Source organism: Paenibacillus sp. JNU01 (genome assembly GCF_059130585.1).
Genome location: NZ_CP169723.1, coordinates 4,940,225 through 4,955,453 on the forward strand (window position 1 = coordinate 4,940,225; position 15,229 = coordinate 4,955,453).

The 15,229-nt window shown below is 45.4% G+C and carries 12 protein-coding genes; 7 read left to right on the forward strand and 5 right to left on the reverse strand.

The genetic code is table 11. The features are described 5' to 3' along the window. Nucleotides 1-6: 6 nt before the first annotated feature. Nucleotides 7-999 carry a DUF4003 family protein gene (locus tag NLBNIHML_RS21575; protein WP_494352714.1) on the reverse strand — a complete coding sequence of 331 codons (993 nt, stop codon included), beginning with the start codon at nucleotides 997-999 and terminating at the stop codon, nucleotides 7-9. A 63-nt stretch (nucleotides 1,000-1,062) separates the two neighbouring features. Next, nucleotides 1,063-1,428 (reverse strand): DUF6713 family protein, encoded by a 366-nt coding sequence (locus NLBNIHML_RS21580; protein ID WP_339239596.1) that lies wholly within the window; start codon nucleotides 1,426-1,428, stop codon nucleotides 1,063-1,065. Nucleotides 1,429-1,795: 367 nt separating this feature from the next. Between NLBNIHML_RS21580 and NLBNIHML_RS21585 the strand changes: the two genes are divergently transcribed. The 3 genes from NLBNIHML_RS21585 to NLBNIHML_RS21595 all read left to right on the forward strand — a co-directional run bounded on the left by NLBNIHML_RS21585 (nucleotide 1,796) and on the right by NLBNIHML_RS21595 (nucleotide 5,623). Beyond that, nucleotides 1,796-3,175, forward strand: a complete 1,380-nt coding sequence (locus NLBNIHML_RS21585) for an amino acid permease (RefSeq protein ID WP_472474542.1) — start codon at nucleotides 1,796-1,798, stop codon at nucleotides 3,173-3,175. A 320-nt stretch (nucleotides 3,176-3,495) separates the two neighbouring features. Continuing rightward, nucleotides 3,496-4,374: an SDR family oxidoreductase gene (locus NLBNIHML_RS21590; RefSeq protein ID WP_494354738.1), complete on the forward strand. Its 879-nt coding sequence runs from the start codon at nucleotides 3,496-3,498 to the stop codon at nucleotides 4,372-4,374. A gap of 253 nt (nucleotides 4,375-4,627) precedes the next feature. Next, entirely contained in the window at nucleotides 4,628-5,623 is a 996-nt protein-coding gene (locus NLBNIHML_RS21595) for a hypothetical protein (protein ID WP_342571867.1), read from the forward strand. Between the two features lie 71 nt (nucleotides 5,624-5,694). Here NLBNIHML_RS21595 and NLBNIHML_RS21600 read toward each other — a convergent pair whose 3' ends face one another. Continuing rightward, nucleotides 5,695-8,205: a transglutaminase domain-containing protein gene (locus NLBNIHML_RS21600; protein ID WP_494352715.1), complete on the reverse strand. Its 2,511-nt coding sequence runs from the start codon at nucleotides 8,203-8,205 to the stop codon at nucleotides 5,695-5,697. Between the two features lie 302 nt (nucleotides 8,206-8,507). Between NLBNIHML_RS21600 and NLBNIHML_RS21605 the strand changes: the two genes are divergently transcribed. Continuing rightward, a complete protein-coding gene (locus NLBNIHML_RS21605) occupies nucleotides 8,508-8,927 on the forward strand; it encodes an ester cyclase (RefSeq protein WP_494352716.1) in 420 nt (139 codons plus the stop codon). A gap of 128 nt (nucleotides 8,928-9,055) precedes the next feature. Beyond that, nucleotides 9,056-11,434, forward strand: coding sequence for a GH36-type glycosyl hydrolase domain-containing protein (locus tag NLBNIHML_RS21610; protein WP_494352717.1), 2,379 nt, complete (start codon nucleotides 9,056-9,058; stop codon nucleotides 11,432-11,434). A 64-nt stretch (nucleotides 11,435-11,498) separates the two neighbouring features. Here NLBNIHML_RS21610 and NLBNIHML_RS21615 read toward each other — a convergent pair whose 3' ends face one another. Then, complete coding sequence (locus NLBNIHML_RS21615; RefSeq protein ID WP_494352718.1) at nucleotides 11,499-12,266, reverse strand: GNAT family N-acetyltransferase; 768 nt, start codon at nucleotides 12,264-12,266, stop codon at nucleotides 11,499-11,501. A 153-nt stretch (nucleotides 12,267-12,419) separates the two neighbouring features. On the opposite strand from NLBNIHML_RS21615, the gene NLBNIHML_RS21620 reads away from it, so the two are divergent. Both NLBNIHML_RS21620 and NLBNIHML_RS21625 read left to right on the forward strand, forming a co-directional pair. Continuing rightward, on the forward strand, nucleotides 12,420-13,082 hold the full coding sequence (locus NLBNIHML_RS21620) for a M48 family metallopeptidase (protein ID WP_494352719.1): 663 nt from the start codon (nucleotides 12,420-12,422) through the stop codon (nucleotides 13,080-13,082). A gap of 128 nt (nucleotides 13,083-13,210) precedes the next feature. Further along, on the forward strand, nucleotides 13,211-13,609 hold the full coding sequence (locus NLBNIHML_RS21625) for an iron chaperone (RefSeq protein ID WP_494352720.1): 399 nt from the start codon (nucleotides 13,211-13,213) through the stop codon (nucleotides 13,607-13,609). Nucleotides 13,610-13,761: 152 nt separating this feature from the next. Here the strand turns inward: NLBNIHML_RS21625 and NLBNIHML_RS21630 are convergent, their stop codons facing one another. Next, nucleotides 13,762-15,204 (reverse strand): CAP domain-containing protein, encoded by a 1,443-nt coding sequence (locus tag NLBNIHML_RS21630; protein WP_494352721.1) that lies wholly within the window; start codon nucleotides 15,202-15,204, stop codon nucleotides 13,762-13,764. Between the last annotated feature and the right edge of the window lie 25 nt (nucleotides 15,205-15,229).

Genomic DNA, 15,229 nt, shown 5'->3' on the forward strand with positions numbered 1-15,229 from the left:
TCCTTGTTAGTTGGAAGATGATGAAGAAGCGGCGGCAGCCGATGCTGCGGCAGCTGCGGCCATGGCTGCTTGTTGAGCGATGATAATATTCGTGATGCTGGTTGAGATCGCTGTCGTTAGCATCCCGTTTCGCAGATTCTCCACATATTGAATGGCTATCAACGCGGATGAGAACAGAAGCAGCTCCTGTTTATCGATCGACCATGCACCGAAACCTTTTTGAGTCCGTAACCAGTCATTTGTCTCCGCGACTTCATCCACTAATGCGTCTCTGTCCGAGGGCAGTAGGGAAAGTAACCCGAGAGAAGATAATGTGTACGTTTTATCCATTCGGAGATTCCTTTGACGAAAAGCTTCATTTAAGGCAATCACACGAGTCCCTGCATCCGGGGTATCCTCTCCAAGAACCAGTACCTGTGTTAACGCCTGCACACTGTTTCTGGAAGAGAACTCTGGTTTCAATTCCCCGTAGAGTTGTTCCATTCGTGCCACACCAGTATGCACGTCGAGATCGGAAAGGGCTAACATGGCAGCGAAAATGTAGTCATCCTGCCCAGTAAGGAAGCGATGCTCTGCTTTCATGCCGTCATAAAATGATTTTGCTCGCTCCACCGTAGGTTGAAACTGATCGGGTGACACCTGAGTTGCAATCTGATAGGCGGCAATAACGAGATAATCCGAGTTGCGGAATTTGATCTCTTTCATCAGATCATAGACATGCAGGGTATCTGCCAGCTTTGTGTTCTCATCCGTTGTAAGGGAGAGCATGGTAGCAATGCTAATGGCAGAATTACCTCTGAAGGCAGAGAAGAGTTTTGTGTTTTGTTTAATCAACTCTTGGCTGTGGCGTATGGCTTCTGCATCAGCAACTTTATTCTCCGCTGCATAGAGCAGGGCGGCCAGACGCTGAATCATCCCATGTTGCCATTTGAACGACTTCTTGATGATCTGAGTGTTGGAAACGAATAATTCAACTCGTTCTGCATGAGGTTGTTGCATAGGGCTTACCTCCATTTTAAGAAAATATCATAGTCAATCTTTCATCCTGCCGTCATTGAGAGATTAGATGATTAGGAATATTAAATGAATTAAAGCAATTATTCCCATTGGATATATGAATGTTCTGGAGAATCCATTTTTAAATTCATTGTGCGGGTGCTTCTCGAAAAAGAAGTGCAACACGGTATGTATGATGAAAAAGATATCCAGCACCCAGAATGTAATCGTTTGATAGGAGCTAAAGAGCAGAGAGAGGATGATAGTGTACATTGGCAAGTGAATCCAGGTGAAATACCTGTAGGCTTTATCATCTTTCATATCTTTTAATACAATAAACAATTTCCACTCGGACCGCCTGATCGCATCCATTTCATGAAGCAGGAATAGAGAAAGGTTAAACAAAAATAAGACCAGTAAGAAGTCAGGCATGTGAAGCCTCCTATTTATCAATTTTATACAAGCAGATCGATAACGACAAGTCGCATAATACCCAAAGTTACAATACGTGAGCTGTCCATAGGGGTTCCAGTGACCTCCCTGTAGAGTCAGGGAAAAGGAAGTCTGGCGCTATGATTACACAACACTGCGAGGAATTGTTGAATCAGTTGTCTGCCATATTCATTAAGCGGTTATCCTATACCTATATGTGTAGTGAATCCGTTTCCTCACATTCCTTGTTGTATTTCTGCGGCACATCTCGTACAATTTGGTGAAGCAATTCTGCATTGCGTTAATGTGAATGTGAAAATTAAAAAATTACATCAAGAAGCTGTACACAAGAAAAGGGGAGAATCGCTTGGAATCAAAGCAACTATCTAGAGGGCTAAAGCCCCGCCATGTTGAGCTGATTGCACTCGGAGGTACAATCGGTGTTGGCTTGTTCATGGGATCGGCGAGTACGATCAAATGGGCAGGTCCATCCGTGCTGCTTGCCTATTTGCTGGCCGGTATCATTATCTTTTTTGTCATGCGTATTATGGGGGAAATGCTGATTCAGGAGCCAGTCACGGGTTCGTTTGCGACATTTGCTCACAAATATATTAGTCCGCTTGCCGGATTCCTCACCGCCTGGAGTTATTGGTTCCTGTGGGTTACAGTTGGAATGGCTGAAGTTACGGCAATTGGCATCTATGTCGGGTATTGGTTCCCGGATATTCCACAGTGGCTGCCGGCACTTGCCGGGGTGCTCATCATTGCGGCGGCAAATCTGGCGGCTGTGAAGTTCTATGGGGAATTTGAATTCTGGTTTGCGATGATCAAAGTAACGGCTATTGTAGCCATGATCGTGATCGGAACGGGGCTGATCTTCTTCGGATGGGGGAATGGGGGGCAGCCAATCGGGCTGTCGAATCTGTTCAGTCATGGTGGCTTCTTCCCTGGAGGCATCAAAGGTTTCCTCTTCGCGCTGTGTATCGTCACGGCTGCGTATCAGGGAGTGGAGATGGTCGGTATTACAGCAGGCGAAGCGGAGAATCCGAAACACACCTTGCGTAAAGCGATCAAAAATATCGTGTGGCGTATTCTTATTTTCTACGTCGGTGCCATATTTGTCATCGTGACCTTGTACCCGTGGAACGAGGTAGGGGAGACAGGCAGTCCGTTTGTGCTCACCTTTGCCAAGGTCGGCATTGTTGCTGCAGCGGGAATCATCAACTTTGTGGTGCTCACGGCGGCCATGTCGGGTTGCAACAGCGGAATCTACAGTGCGGGACGGATGCTGTACACGTTGGCTGAGAATGGGCAGGCACCTGCCTTTTTCAAAAAGCTGTCCAAAGGTGGGGTTCCCCGCAACAGTATCGTCATTACGATCTCCTTGTTGTTAATCGGAGTTGTACTGAACTATCTGATGCCAGACTCCAAGCTATTCCTGTACATCTATAGCGCAAGTGTTCTTCCAGGCATGGTTCCATGGTTCGCGCTGGCGTTCAGTCAGTTCCGATTCAGAAAGCGCTGGGGCAACGAGATGGCGGATCATAACTTTAAGTCCAAATGGTTCCCGATTAGCAATTACATTATCATCGTGTATCTGATCCTCGTTATCATCGGTATGGCGTTTAACCCGGATACGCGCTTGCCTCTGATAGTTGGAGCTACGTTCATGGCTATCGTGGTGGCTGGATATTTCGCATTTGGCATCGGAAAAAGACAACACATAGATGGCGGCAAAGATCGTTAGTCTAATATTCAGTAATCAACTTATATCGTAATATCATACGTGCATTCCTTGAAATGACTGGAGAACCTGCGGGTGATTCAGCATCATTCAGGGAGTGCTTTTTTTATCTGGAAATACATGTTTGATATAACATTCTCTAATCTCCGTAGATTCAAAGCCAGACAGTTGCCAACGAAAATGGGGCAGGTCCAGTTTAAATTCCACGAATCTCGGTTACAAAGAAAAGAGTGAAACTTTTATGAAAACAACTTCTGTGATTGTAGTGATCACTATAAATAACTGAGGAGGAATTGAACATGGCTAATCAAGACCAGCACACCATGCAAGATCCAACGACACAATATCCGAAGGCTACACCGGAGTGGAAACAGCAACAGGATGAGCCGGGACTTCAGCGTGAGATGACTCCTGTTCCTGATGCGGGTGAAAAAAGTTATAAAGGTAGCGGACGTTTAACAGGCCGCAAAGCGGTTGTGACCGGAGCAGACAGCGGGATTGGCCGTGCGGCAGCGATTGCGTTTGCCCGTGAAGGTGCAGATGTTGTTCTGGCATATCTTCCGGAAGAGGAAGCAGATGCACAGGAAGTCGTGAAGCTGATTGAGGAGGCTGGCCGCAAAGCAATTACGATGCCAGGTGATCTGAAGGATGAGAAATACTGTGAGGAACTCATTGAATCTGCGGTCAAAGAGCTTGGCGGGATTGATATCCTAGCTAACGTGGCAGGTAAACAGCAGTTTGTAGAGCAGATCGCGGATCTGACCACCGAGCAGTTTGATGCAACGTTCAAAACAAATGTCTATTCCATGTTCTGGCTCTGTAAAGCAGCCGTGAAACACATGAAGCCGGGCAGCTCCATTATCAACACATCGTCGATTCAGGCGTACAAACCTTCGCCAATCCTGCTGGATTATGCGACAACGAAGGCAGCTATTAACACGTTTAGCAAAGCATTGGCCCAACAGGTGGGCAGCAAAGGAATTCGTGTCAATGTTGTTGCACCAGGCCCGGTATGGACACCGCTGCAAGTTGTAGGTGGACAACCCGTCGAGAAGCTAGCCGAGTTTGGTTCCAATACACCGCTTGGTCGTGCAGGACAACCTGCCGAGATGGCTCCGGCATTTGTGTTCCTGGCAAGCCAGGAATCCAGCTATGTGAGCGGAGAAACATTGAATGCAAATGGTGGTACGGTTAGTCCGTAAGGTTTTAGATAATCCGATCATAGTATCAGAGGATACCATCTCCATAGTGGGGGCGGTATCCTCTTTTTTTTCGTTAAGATTAGAGAAATAAATATTTTTATATATGAAAGCGTTCTTATTTAAAACGGGAAGGGTACATGGTAATATATTCAAGAACATGTTCTTAGCTCCCAGATTTAAGAGTGCGTTGCTTATACAATGAATCTGTTCAGAAGAATACACTATGCCTAGGAATCGAAGGAGGAATTCTGTAATGGCCAAGAATGTACTTAAACTAGGTGACCCTGTCATTAGCACGTACACATCTTATGGGGCATTAACATCCATTATGCACGAAGATTTATGGCCATGGATTTTCAATAACTTTATACAGATCAGGTACGCACATGGATGGGGGATTTTTTCGTTTGATTCTCATCAGTTTCTGCTAGGTACCTGCCCTGGAATTTCCTTTTACAACCTGCCGCAAGAAATTGTGATTAACAAATGGGGAAAATCGCTTAAGCAAGTGATTACGGAATCAATAGATATGGGATATTATCTATATATTTATGCAGACAGATATTACATTGGGTGTACAGACTATTATCAAAAAGAACATCTCATGCATGAACTATTGGTGTACGGGTATGATCTGGAACAAAATGTGATCTACATTGCTGATAATCTGGAAGATGGTAAATTCATACAAACCTTATGTAGTCTGGATGAACTTGAGAAAGGCTACTGGAGCATGTCTAATGAGTACAGTTTTTGGACAGAGATGAGATTTCTTAAGCCGATCGAGAATATCAATTACGCCGTCCATGTAGAACAGATAATAACGGCGATGGAAAACTATCTTCAATCAAGGGAGACATATGATTTAGTAAGGGATCAGCAATACGATTTTGGAATGCAAGCCATTCAGCGCATCTTTACCGATATTGAGCAGGCAGCCCTAGTTGGGGAAGAATTGGATTCACGAGTTTTTCATCTTTTGTATGAACATAAGCTGCTGATGGAGTTGCGTTTATCTTACTTAATGGAGAAATCAATCATTGAGCCAGATGCAGCATTTATGGAAGCAAGCACTGGTCTGAAACAGGACTACTTTAAATTGAGAAATATTGTTCTCAAATACAATATAACGCGTGATGCAAGTACACTCCGTAAAATAAGTGAGAGATTGCAAGAGAATCTTACAAAAGAGAAAGCATTTATTTCTTCTTTTATTACCAGATTGCAACAGGTTAAATTGCTGGCTTGAAGCCATCCAATAACAGACTAAAAATCCCCTTTGCTTGTTGGAAAGCAAAGGGGATTTTTAGTGAAATTAAGTTACTTCTGTTCTGGTTTCGGGTCCAGAATGGCATAACTGCCGAGCGTGGCCAATTGCGCCGTGTTCAGTAGGGCTTCATCCACAGCAGCAAGGGCTTCACCGGCAGCTGTCATGAGCTCATCAGAATCGACAGGTGAGGCAAAACGGAGAATGACCCGGTTCTCTCCTTTTTTGAGTTCACTCTCAGCCTTGGTTTTGTACTCAGTAATGGAAGCGACTTCGAGATCATTCTGCACATAATAATCATTGGCATCGCTCTCGCCATCGAACATCGCGAGTTCGGAATCAAGCCAGTAATCCTTATCTGCTATCGTTTTCTGACTGGCAGCAGTCTCATCGTTGGCATTGTACAGGAAGTAAGGGATGCCGGAGTTGGTCAGATTGTTGGTGGCATCGACATGGAACCATTCGTTTCCGATTTTGACCTTGTTCCAAGCATGTGGAACGCCGCTGGAAGCTCCCGTTACGACGATGCTTTCCAGTCCCGAGAGATCGGAAAGCAATTTGTAGACGGAGGCATAGCTGGCACATACTCCAACACCTTTGACTAGAATACCGTAAGTAGTAAACGAGTCATTGAACTGTGGGTCGACATTTTTGAAATTGTTCTGCTCTGCATTCTCCAGCGCTGCATCGTCATACTTCGCGTTATCGTTCAGATAATCGTAGATGGCTTTACGTTTCTCGTCTTCGTTCATGCCATCCTTGATGATGGAAGCCACGACTTCGTTTGCTTTGGCAATAATCTCATTTTGCTTCTTCTGAATACCACTTGCAGACTCATTGTAATGAATCGAAAGGGTAAGCGTACCGTAGTTATATTCGAAACCTTCCACACCAAGAATCAATGGATTCTGGTACATCACTTTCAGAACCACATCCGAGAGTGTCGTGAAATTTTGAGCCTCGGGAAAAGCCTTTAACGAAATTTTATCTTGTGCCGCAATCATGTTTTTGGCCAAAACTTCTTCCAATGCGGAATCTGCATTGATCATTGCATCACCTGTAGCAGGTTGGGGCACAGTTTCCTGATTACCTTGTTCTACATTTTGCTGTGTATTGGATTTCTGTTCATCTACCAGGTTGTCTTCTACAGCTTCAGGAGCTGGAGCAGGTTCTTCGTTCGAAGTTTCCTCGGAGGCGCTCTCGGAACTATCACTAGAAGCCTCGGTGGTTACCGGATCAGCTGCATTCTCTGAAGTCTCAGTATCGGTTGTGGACTCTGTAGTTGGAGTTTCCGCTACCGGTGCTTCTTCTGTGTCTGTTGCAGACTCAGGTGCATCATGATTGTTGATAATCGTTGGCACATCAGGTCCAGGGACGTAAGGTGTGTTATTCTTTGGTTCCACCAGTCCGTTGCTGGAGTCGGCTACGGTTTGCTGAGTGAGTCTTTCCAGGTCTGCTTGAGTCACATTTTCTACACGTACATAACTTTTCAGAGCTGTTCCTTTAATGTGAAAAGGAATATTCGTCTCATTGAACTCTGAAATTTCTACGCTTTTGGTATCATAGACAATGGTTTCACGGGTTAGAGATCCGTCATTGTACTCAACTGTTGCTTTCTGAGGAAGTATATCTATATTCTTTAATTTCTCCCTATACAATTGTTCTTTCAGAGATGTTGGTAACTGGGAAGCAAGCGGAGCTGTAGGGACACCTCTGCTAAAATTGGATTCTTTGCCTCCGCCGATTGCAGTGACATAATATTCTCCTCGTATACCATGGTTCTGAGTGGTAGTTATCATTTCATTATAAGTGCCTAGCCCGCCTTTTCCGTCTCTCAAAAAATCATTGAAAGACGTCTCTGTCGTTACCGCAATATCTAAAGGCAGACTATTACTGAAAGCGTCCTCTGCGCCAGTTAGAGGTACATTGGTTTCGAAGTTGGTTAGGTCAGAACGTTTATAAATTTTATATTCAGTGGCACCTTCAACTTTGTCCCAGACCAGCTTGAACCGTCTGTCTTTATCAATCTCATATCTTAGGTTGGGCACAGGTAACTCCGATTTCACTGTAAACGGAATAATGATGGGCTGATCGAGTAGTGTTAGCTTCTCAGCATCTGGATCATAATTCAGACGAATGTAATAAATGGGGGCACCGCCCCAAGAACTTTGATCCTTGTTCATCATGGAATCTGAACTTAAAACGCCCCATCCAAGAGGTTTAATGGAAACACTATTGTCGTTTGTCTCGGGAATGGCATATACATCGCTTGCTTTGAGTGCTTTAATATCGGTATGTACACTAATAATGTCACTAGCTCGCAGGTTACTTTTACGTAAATCTGCTTTAAACTTGAACGTAAATTCTTCATCCTGAGCTACGTTGTACATCGGCATGATCGCTTGTTCCGATTCAGAGCCGTATTTCTGCTTCAAACTTAAAATGGTAGAACCTTCTACGACTTCTGTAGGATTATTCTCGGACGGACTGCTTTCCTGTTCATTACTCTGGCATCCAGCCAGTAACAGGGTGAGCGCAAACATAATAAAAAATAGACGTTTCATGATACACCGCTTTCTTGTTTTTCTGAGTGACTCTAATGGCTAGTTCTACACACCGAAAGATTATCAGATATGGTTAAAACCCATACTCAATCCTCTTAACGGCTAAACCTCCTATTAATTTCCTGACATCCTTTGCTAGTTTATGGTCATATTGACGCATTGTCAAGGTAAGAGGGTAGGTTTTAAGTCCTGTAGAACAATAGAACAGATGTGATTCCGTAGCGTGTGTTCCATGTTAAAATACAAGAATTACTACATATTTATATATAATCGGATATTTTGAATAGACTGGAGTGGCTCAGATGATAGCAGAACAGATTGTCAGATCCTTTTTTGAAGAGGTCCGATCAGGCCGGAATCCGGATTATGCAAGCAGCGTGATGGCAGAACAGGTACTTGCCCATCAAGTGATATCCGAAGAAGAGGTCACGGTGACCCGAACGCCTTCCGATTATGCGGATCATGTGCGAGAGATGATCGAAGCTTACGGGGATTTCTCACTTGAGATCCAGGAGTTGCTGACACAAGGGGATAAAGTCTATGTGCGCTGGAAACAAACCGGTACCCATGTAGGAGACGTGGACGGATATACACCAACGAATTTGCCAGTGATCGAAATTGCAAGTGCGGTATACCGGGTGGCAAACGAACGGATTGCAGAATATTGGATTCAGATTGACAGGTTGGGCATCGAAAAACAATTGGAACGGAATCGGAGCTGATTTTTCAGCTCTTTTTTAGTTTTTGATTTTCTGTAAGCGTTCTCGTGTTATAATGGACCAAGTTGTATACAAGTTACCTAAAACGTTTTCTGCCTTTTAACTCCATAATCTGAAAGCGAGGATCAGAGATGATTAAAGCAACGGAAGATAATCAATATGTCGAACTGACAAGCCCGACAAGTTTACCGAAGGCATCCGGATTTCTTTGGAATGAAAAGATGATGATTCATGTGAATTGCCGGGGGTACGCTGTCGCCCAATTTATGCAGCCCGAACCTGCCAAATATTCGTACGCGCCCAACCTGGAAGCGAAGACATTTATGCAACCGGAGCAGCCATACTATGCCCACCATCCGGGTCGGTTTGTTTACATTAAAGATGAAGTAAGTGGCGAAATCTTCTCGGCCCCGTATGAACCGGTTCGCAAGCAGGCGGATCGTTATACGTTCGCTGTAGGCAAACATGATATTCATTGGAAAGTGATTCAGGACGACATTTGCATCGAGATGTCCCTGCGTCTGCCGAAGGAAGATGTCATGGAGCTGTGGCGTGTAAAGGTAACCAATCTGTCTTCGAGAAAACGCAAGCTGAGTATCTACCCGTATTATACGGTCGGTTATATGTCATGGATGAACCAGTCCGGTTCATATGTGGAAGAGTTACAGGGCATTGTCTGCTCGGCGGTTACGCCGTACCAGAAATATCAGGATTATAGCAAAATCAAAACCTACAGTGACAAAACCTATCTGCTTGCAGATCACCAACCGACCGCCTGGGAAGTGAATCAAGAGAGCTTTGAAGGTGAAGGGGGACTTCATCATCCTTCTGGACTTCAGTCAGAGACACTCGCTGGTGGAGATGCGCGATATGAGACACCTGTGGCCGTATTGCAATACAGAGTAGAACTGGAAGCTGGTGCTGAGCAAGCCTACCGATTTATCTTTGGCCCGGCTCATGATGAGGCAGAGATTGAGGGCATCCGTCAGCATTATTTTGTGAAGCAGAATGAGGAAGGACAGGATGGTTTCACGGCTGCCGAGCACGAGTATGCGGATTATATTGCGGAAGGGCAGGGAAACATTCAGATCCAGACATCGGATGGCTGGCTGGATAATGTCGTGAATCACTGGCTGCCTCGTCAGATGTATTATCACGGGAAAACAAATCGTCTCTCGACCGATCCACAGACCCGGAATTATCTGCAGGATAATATGGGGATGAGTTACATTCAGCCGCAGGTTGCAAGGGCGGCATTCCTGACTGCATTGTCACAACAGCATATTAGCGGCGCCATGCCGGACGGCATTATTTTGCACCCGGACGCAGAATTGAAATATATTAACCAGATTCCTCATACCGATCACTGTATCTGGCTTCCGGTCTGTATGAAGACTTATCTGGATGAAACCAATGACTATAGCATTCTGGAGGAACAGGTTGCTTTTACAGACAGTCAGCAGAAGCTTTCTGTACTGGAACATATGAATCTTGCGATGCGCTGGTTGATCCATGAGCGGGATGAGCGTGGGTTGAACTATATCAATCAGGGTGACTGGTGTGATCCGATGAACATGGTGGGATACAAAGGCAAAGGCGTATCCGGCTGGCTGACCATTGCAACGGCATATGCTTTTAATGTGTGGGCAGAAATTGCTGAACAGGCAGGGCATGCAGAGGTTGCAGCGGAATTCCGCCAGGAAGCCAATCAGACGAATGCGACAGCGAATGAGTACCTGTGGGATGGGGACTGGTATGGCCGAGGCATTACGGATGATAATGTAGTGTTCGGTGTGAGCAAAGACGTGGAAGGGCGCATCTATATCAATCCTCAGAGCTGGGCACTTATGAGCGGTGCTGCCGATCAGGAGAAACAGGAGAAGTTAATCCGCGCGGTAGAGGAGCAATTGGAGACGCCATATGGTGTCGAGAAGCTCGCGCCGTCTTTCACAGCGATGCGGGAAGATGTAGGCCGTGTCACGCAGAAACATCCGGGAAGTGCAGAGAATGGTGCAGTGTACAACCACGCGGCAGCTTTCTATATTTATGCATTGTATCTGGTGGGTGAGAAGGAGAAGGCGTATCGTCTGCTGCGTAAAATGATTCCGGGGCCCGATGCCGAGGATATTCTCCAACGGGGTCAACTGCCTGTATTTATCCCAAATTATTATCGCGGAGCTTATCGTCAATTCCCACGTACAGCCGGGCGCTCCAGTCATTTGTTCAACACCGGCACAGTGCCTTGGGTGTATCGTTGCCTGATCGATGGATTGTTCGGCCTGCAAGGTCACGCACAAGGGCTTCAGGTTCGTCCGCAACTTCCTGCCGATTGGAACGAGGCATCAGTTACGCGGTTGTTCCGCGGGGCTGAGCTGAACGTGAACATGAAGAAGGATGCAACAGTCCAGACGATTGAAGTGTATGTTGACGGTGAACGTATAGAAGGTGACATCATCAAGAATATCCAAGCTGGCGTGAATTATGAGGTGCTGGTGAAGCTGCCTTTGTAGAAAAGAGTACGGAGAACTGCCTTTCCTCTAAATAGGAGGAGGGCAGTTTTTGCTGTCAGCTTGATCAGGACTTGTTCCATTCTTTGACTCTGTACCAGTAGCTATATACTTCCGAATAACCAAGCTTGGCGTAGAGCTTTACCGCAGGTGCATTATTTGCAACAACTTGCAGATAACTGGACGTGGCGCCATTCTCTTTTGCCCAATGGAGGAGGTGAAGGATCATCTGTTCAGCAAGTCCCTGATTCCGAAAGTTAGCATCTGTAATGATATCATACAACCCAACATAGCCGCGTTCGATTACACCAAATCCACAAGCGACGACTTGCCCGTCAAGTAACAGCGAGATGAAACCTGCCTTTGTGCGAATATTGTTCAACATAAGTTCCGTCGTTTCCCGTTGCAGATCATTTACCTTGTTCAGTCGGCAAAAGTGATCCAGCCACGCTGTAGTCAACTGTGCGTCAATCTGTACAGCTTGGTGCACAGGTTCTTTGATATCATCTAGACTCCGAGTCTGGATACGAGTCAGATCCACAACAGCATACCCTTTGTCCTGCAAAAGCTGGTCGAGATGATCCGGCTGAATAAACGGCGTGATTTTGAAAATCGTACTTAACTGATTGGAAGCATAGATACGCTCACATTCCTCAATTTTTTCATGCACATCCAGAGTAGAGTAGTAGATGGGTTGAATGGAATTGGCACGTTTGGTATACCCTTTGGCAAAACGCAGTACCCAGCCGTCATATAGTAAGGTAGACAAGGGCTGCCAGTGGTTAAGAGATATCTCTTCAATGGTTTTGTGTTCTGTATCCGTTGTATGCGTCATATTCAACCTCCGATTTTATAATTTAATAATAATACATAATTACGTATAAAAATACAACATAAATACATCTATCGCCGAACAGTATGCATTATGATCGGAGATGGTATACAATTTGATTTGGTTGAATGAATAACTTTAGAAGCGGAGCGTATTATGTTAACGATAGAGATGCAAGGCCATAACATTAACTGTCACATCGAATACGGCAAACGCAAGAAAGTTTCCATCACGATGGACTTGCCTTATATGGTAACGATCAAAGCACCCAATGGTACCAGTGAAGACATGATCCGGCAACTTGTGGAGCAGCATGGAGATGTGATTTTGAAGAAGTCCGCTCTGATGCAGCGGGCGCTCGATGGTCCTCAAGCCAAGGAATACGAAGACGAAGGCAAAGGGAAGTTTTTGCTTTTTGGCAAGGAACACGCATTACATGAATTAATTCCTGTAGAGGGACTTACAGAAGAAGAGCTGCGAGCGAATCTGAAGAAGTTTTATTTTGCCGAGTGTAAACGCATGATTGGGGAGCGCATTGGACGTTATCAGCAGGAGTTGAAGGTGAAGCCAAAGTCGATAGAGATCGTAGATTCCCCCACCAAATGGGGCAGTTGCAGTTGGGACAAAAAGCTGACGTTCAATTACCGCCTGGCGATGGCGCCACTGGAAGTGATCGATTATGTCATCATTCATGAACTTTGCCATATTCACCACATGAATCATGATCGCTCTTTCTGGCGACGGATCGGCAGCATCATGCCGGATTACAAAACAAAAGAAGATTATCTGATGCGCAATGGACGGGCCATGACGTTGTGAATTCAGGCTTAATCCTACAGTTCAAATTGCATGAAAATAGCTGTTCCGCTCCTTCATTTAAAGTACAATATAAGCAAATATGCCCGTACCACGAGACCATGCTGTATCCGTGGTGGAAGGAGTCCAAAATGGCTGAGAGTAACCATTATTCGGTGCTGGTAGATGAATATATCTCCGAGTTTGCACCCGATGTACAGGTGAGATTACAGGCGTTAAGACAGATAATTCGTGAAGCAGCTCCGAACGCCGAAGAGAAGATCAGTTACAAGATGCCTACGTATGCACAGCATGGGAATTTGGTTCATTTTGCCGCATACCAGCATCATATTGGCTTCTACCCTGCTCCCAGTGGAATTCTGGCGTTCAAGGAGGAACTCTCCAAGTATAAAGGGGCCAAGGGATCTGTTCAGTTTCCGCTGGATCAGCCATTGCCGGAGGATCTGATTCGCCGGATTGTGGAGTTTCGGGTGAAAGAAAATGTGGAAATTGCGCTGGAGAAGAAACGCAAAAAAGAAGAACGGAACTAACCAAAGCTCGTATCATACCATAACAAAAACTCGTATCATAAACCAAAAAACAGTCGGCTGCCTATGCATTCCGACTGTTTTTGTTGTTGAATTTTTTTAATCTGATCACTACTTCATTTTACCTTAGTTATTCCAGTACTCTTGCTCCAGTTCTATTCGAAGTAATACGTGACGTCTGAATTACTTGCCGTAGGAATCAAGTACATAAAGCTTGGGTCCACTTGCAAATAGATGGTCAAATCGGGTACGCCCAGATTGGGAACGGTTAGACTAAACCGACCGTTAGCATCCAGCTTCACCGTTTCAGTACGAATATGCTTTTCGTCAGGTGAAGGACCGTGGATCTGGAAAGAGAATGTTTTGCCTGCATATGCGGTGAGGGTTCCGCGTACTTTCAGCGTACGATCCGCTGTATATACGAATTGCATCAGATGATTATCCAGGTAATCCTCGTTCCCGGTATCCGGTTCTTGTGGCTCTGTTCCAGGTTCTGTCCCAGGATTCTGTGGATTAGTACCAGGCTCTTGTGAAGGGTTGCTAACCGAGAAGAAACGCGTCTGATATGAAATTTCTGCTTTGGACCCGTTTTTCTTTTTCAAACCGGTAATGCGAACGTTGAACGTATCGCCTGCCTTCAGGGATTTCAAGTTATCCGGACGGAAAATGACAGCGTAGTTATATCCGTAACCATCGGTATTTACATTGAAAAAGGCCTTTGCAGGATCACTGCTAACCGGCGTTTTTGCTCCCAGTGTCCATGTTTTCTGATCGGATGAACGCACGATCTCCACTTGTACCTCGGAGTTGGAAGGCTTCGCAAAGACGTCTGGATTCAGCTGTGCAGACCAGGCTTGTGACACATGGAATGCTTCAATCGGGAATGCCCCTTTGCTTGGATACAAGTTGTAATTGTAATTTAGTTTTCCTGAACGGCTTGTATCCATCACTTGCATGGTACTGAATTGGCTCGCATAATTTTTGTTGTCCCGGGATGCGATCCCGAAGCCGACTTTCTTCAGTTGCGGACTCAAAATCCAGCGGCGATGACCAAGTGCAGCAATGTTACTGGCATCCGAATCATCCATATACGCTTCGACACTTTTGACTGCAAGATTTCCTTGAACGCCATAGGCAGCATATAGATTGGAACTTGAAGCCGATTTGGCTCCCAGATCAAAAAAGTCTTTTGGCATATCGGCAGGACGGACCGGGAAATGAGTCAATTCTCCGGTAGAGACCACAACTGCTCCATGTTGTGCTTGACGATTAAGCGCAGCGTCCAGAACGAGATCCCCATCCAGACCGGAGATATAACGATAGAAGTTGGCTGCTCCTAAAGCTTGCTCTAATGTGGAATCACTTACTACACCAGCGACGTAAGGTGCCTTGGTCGAGGGATTCTGAGTGAATGTAGCAGTTTGGTTCCTGCCACTCATCCATTGCGTCCATTTTTGACTGATTTCTTGTTCACTTCGCTCAGGCAGCAGACTGTCGACAGGGGCCGCAGCGATTGGCTGCGTTCCGAGCAGCATAAACAACAGACCTGCCAGAGGAAGAGAGAGTAGCGAGCGGATGTACCTTTTTTGAATATACATGTTCTGATCTCCTTCTAGTTAAAAA

What these genes read in the sequence shown, in the direction of transcription:
- NLBNIHML_RS21610 (WP_494352717.1), top strand. Translation starts at nt 9,056, where the DNA reads ATGATTAAAGCAACGGAAGATAATCAATATGTCGAACTGACAAGCCCG.
- NLBNIHML_RS21630 (WP_494352721.1), bottom strand. Translation starts at nt 15,204, where the DNA reads ATGTATATTCAAAAAAGGTACATCCGCTCGCTACTCTCTCTTCCTCTG.
- NLBNIHML_RS21590 (WP_494354738.1), top strand. Translation starts at nt 3,496, where the DNA reads ATGCAAGATCCAACGACACAATATCCGAAGGCTACACCGGAGTGGAAA.
- NLBNIHML_RS21580 (WP_339239596.1), bottom strand. Translation starts at nt 1,428, where the DNA reads ATGCCTGACTTCTTACTGGTCTTATTTTTGTTTAACCTTTCTCTATTC.
- NLBNIHML_RS21595 (WP_342571867.1), top strand. Translation starts at nt 4,628, where the DNA reads ATGGCCAAGAATGTACTTAAACTAGGTGACCCTGTCATTAGCACGTAC.
- NLBNIHML_RS21605 (WP_494352716.1), top strand. Translation starts at nt 8,508, where the DNA reads ATGATAGCAGAACAGATTGTCAGATCCTTTTTTGAAGAGGTCCGATCA.
- NLBNIHML_RS21575 (WP_494352714.1), bottom strand. Translation starts at nt 999, where the DNA reads ATGCAACAACCTCATGCAGAACGAGTTGAATTATTCGTTTCCAACACT.
- NLBNIHML_RS21615 (WP_494352718.1), bottom strand. Translation starts at nt 12,266, where the DNA reads ATGACGCATACAACGGATACAGAACACAAAACCATTGAAGAGATATCT.
- NLBNIHML_RS21625 (WP_494352720.1), top strand. Translation starts at nt 13,211, where the DNA reads ATGGCTGAGAGTAACCATTATTCGGTGCTGGTAGATGAATATATCTCC.
- NLBNIHML_RS21600 (WP_494352715.1), bottom strand. Translation starts at nt 8,205, where the DNA reads ATGAAACGTCTATTTTTTATTATGTTTGCGCTCACCCTGTTACTGGCT.
- NLBNIHML_RS21620 (WP_494352719.1), top strand. Translation starts at nt 12,420, where the DNA reads ATGTTAACGATAGAGATGCAAGGCCATAACATTAACTGTCACATCGAA.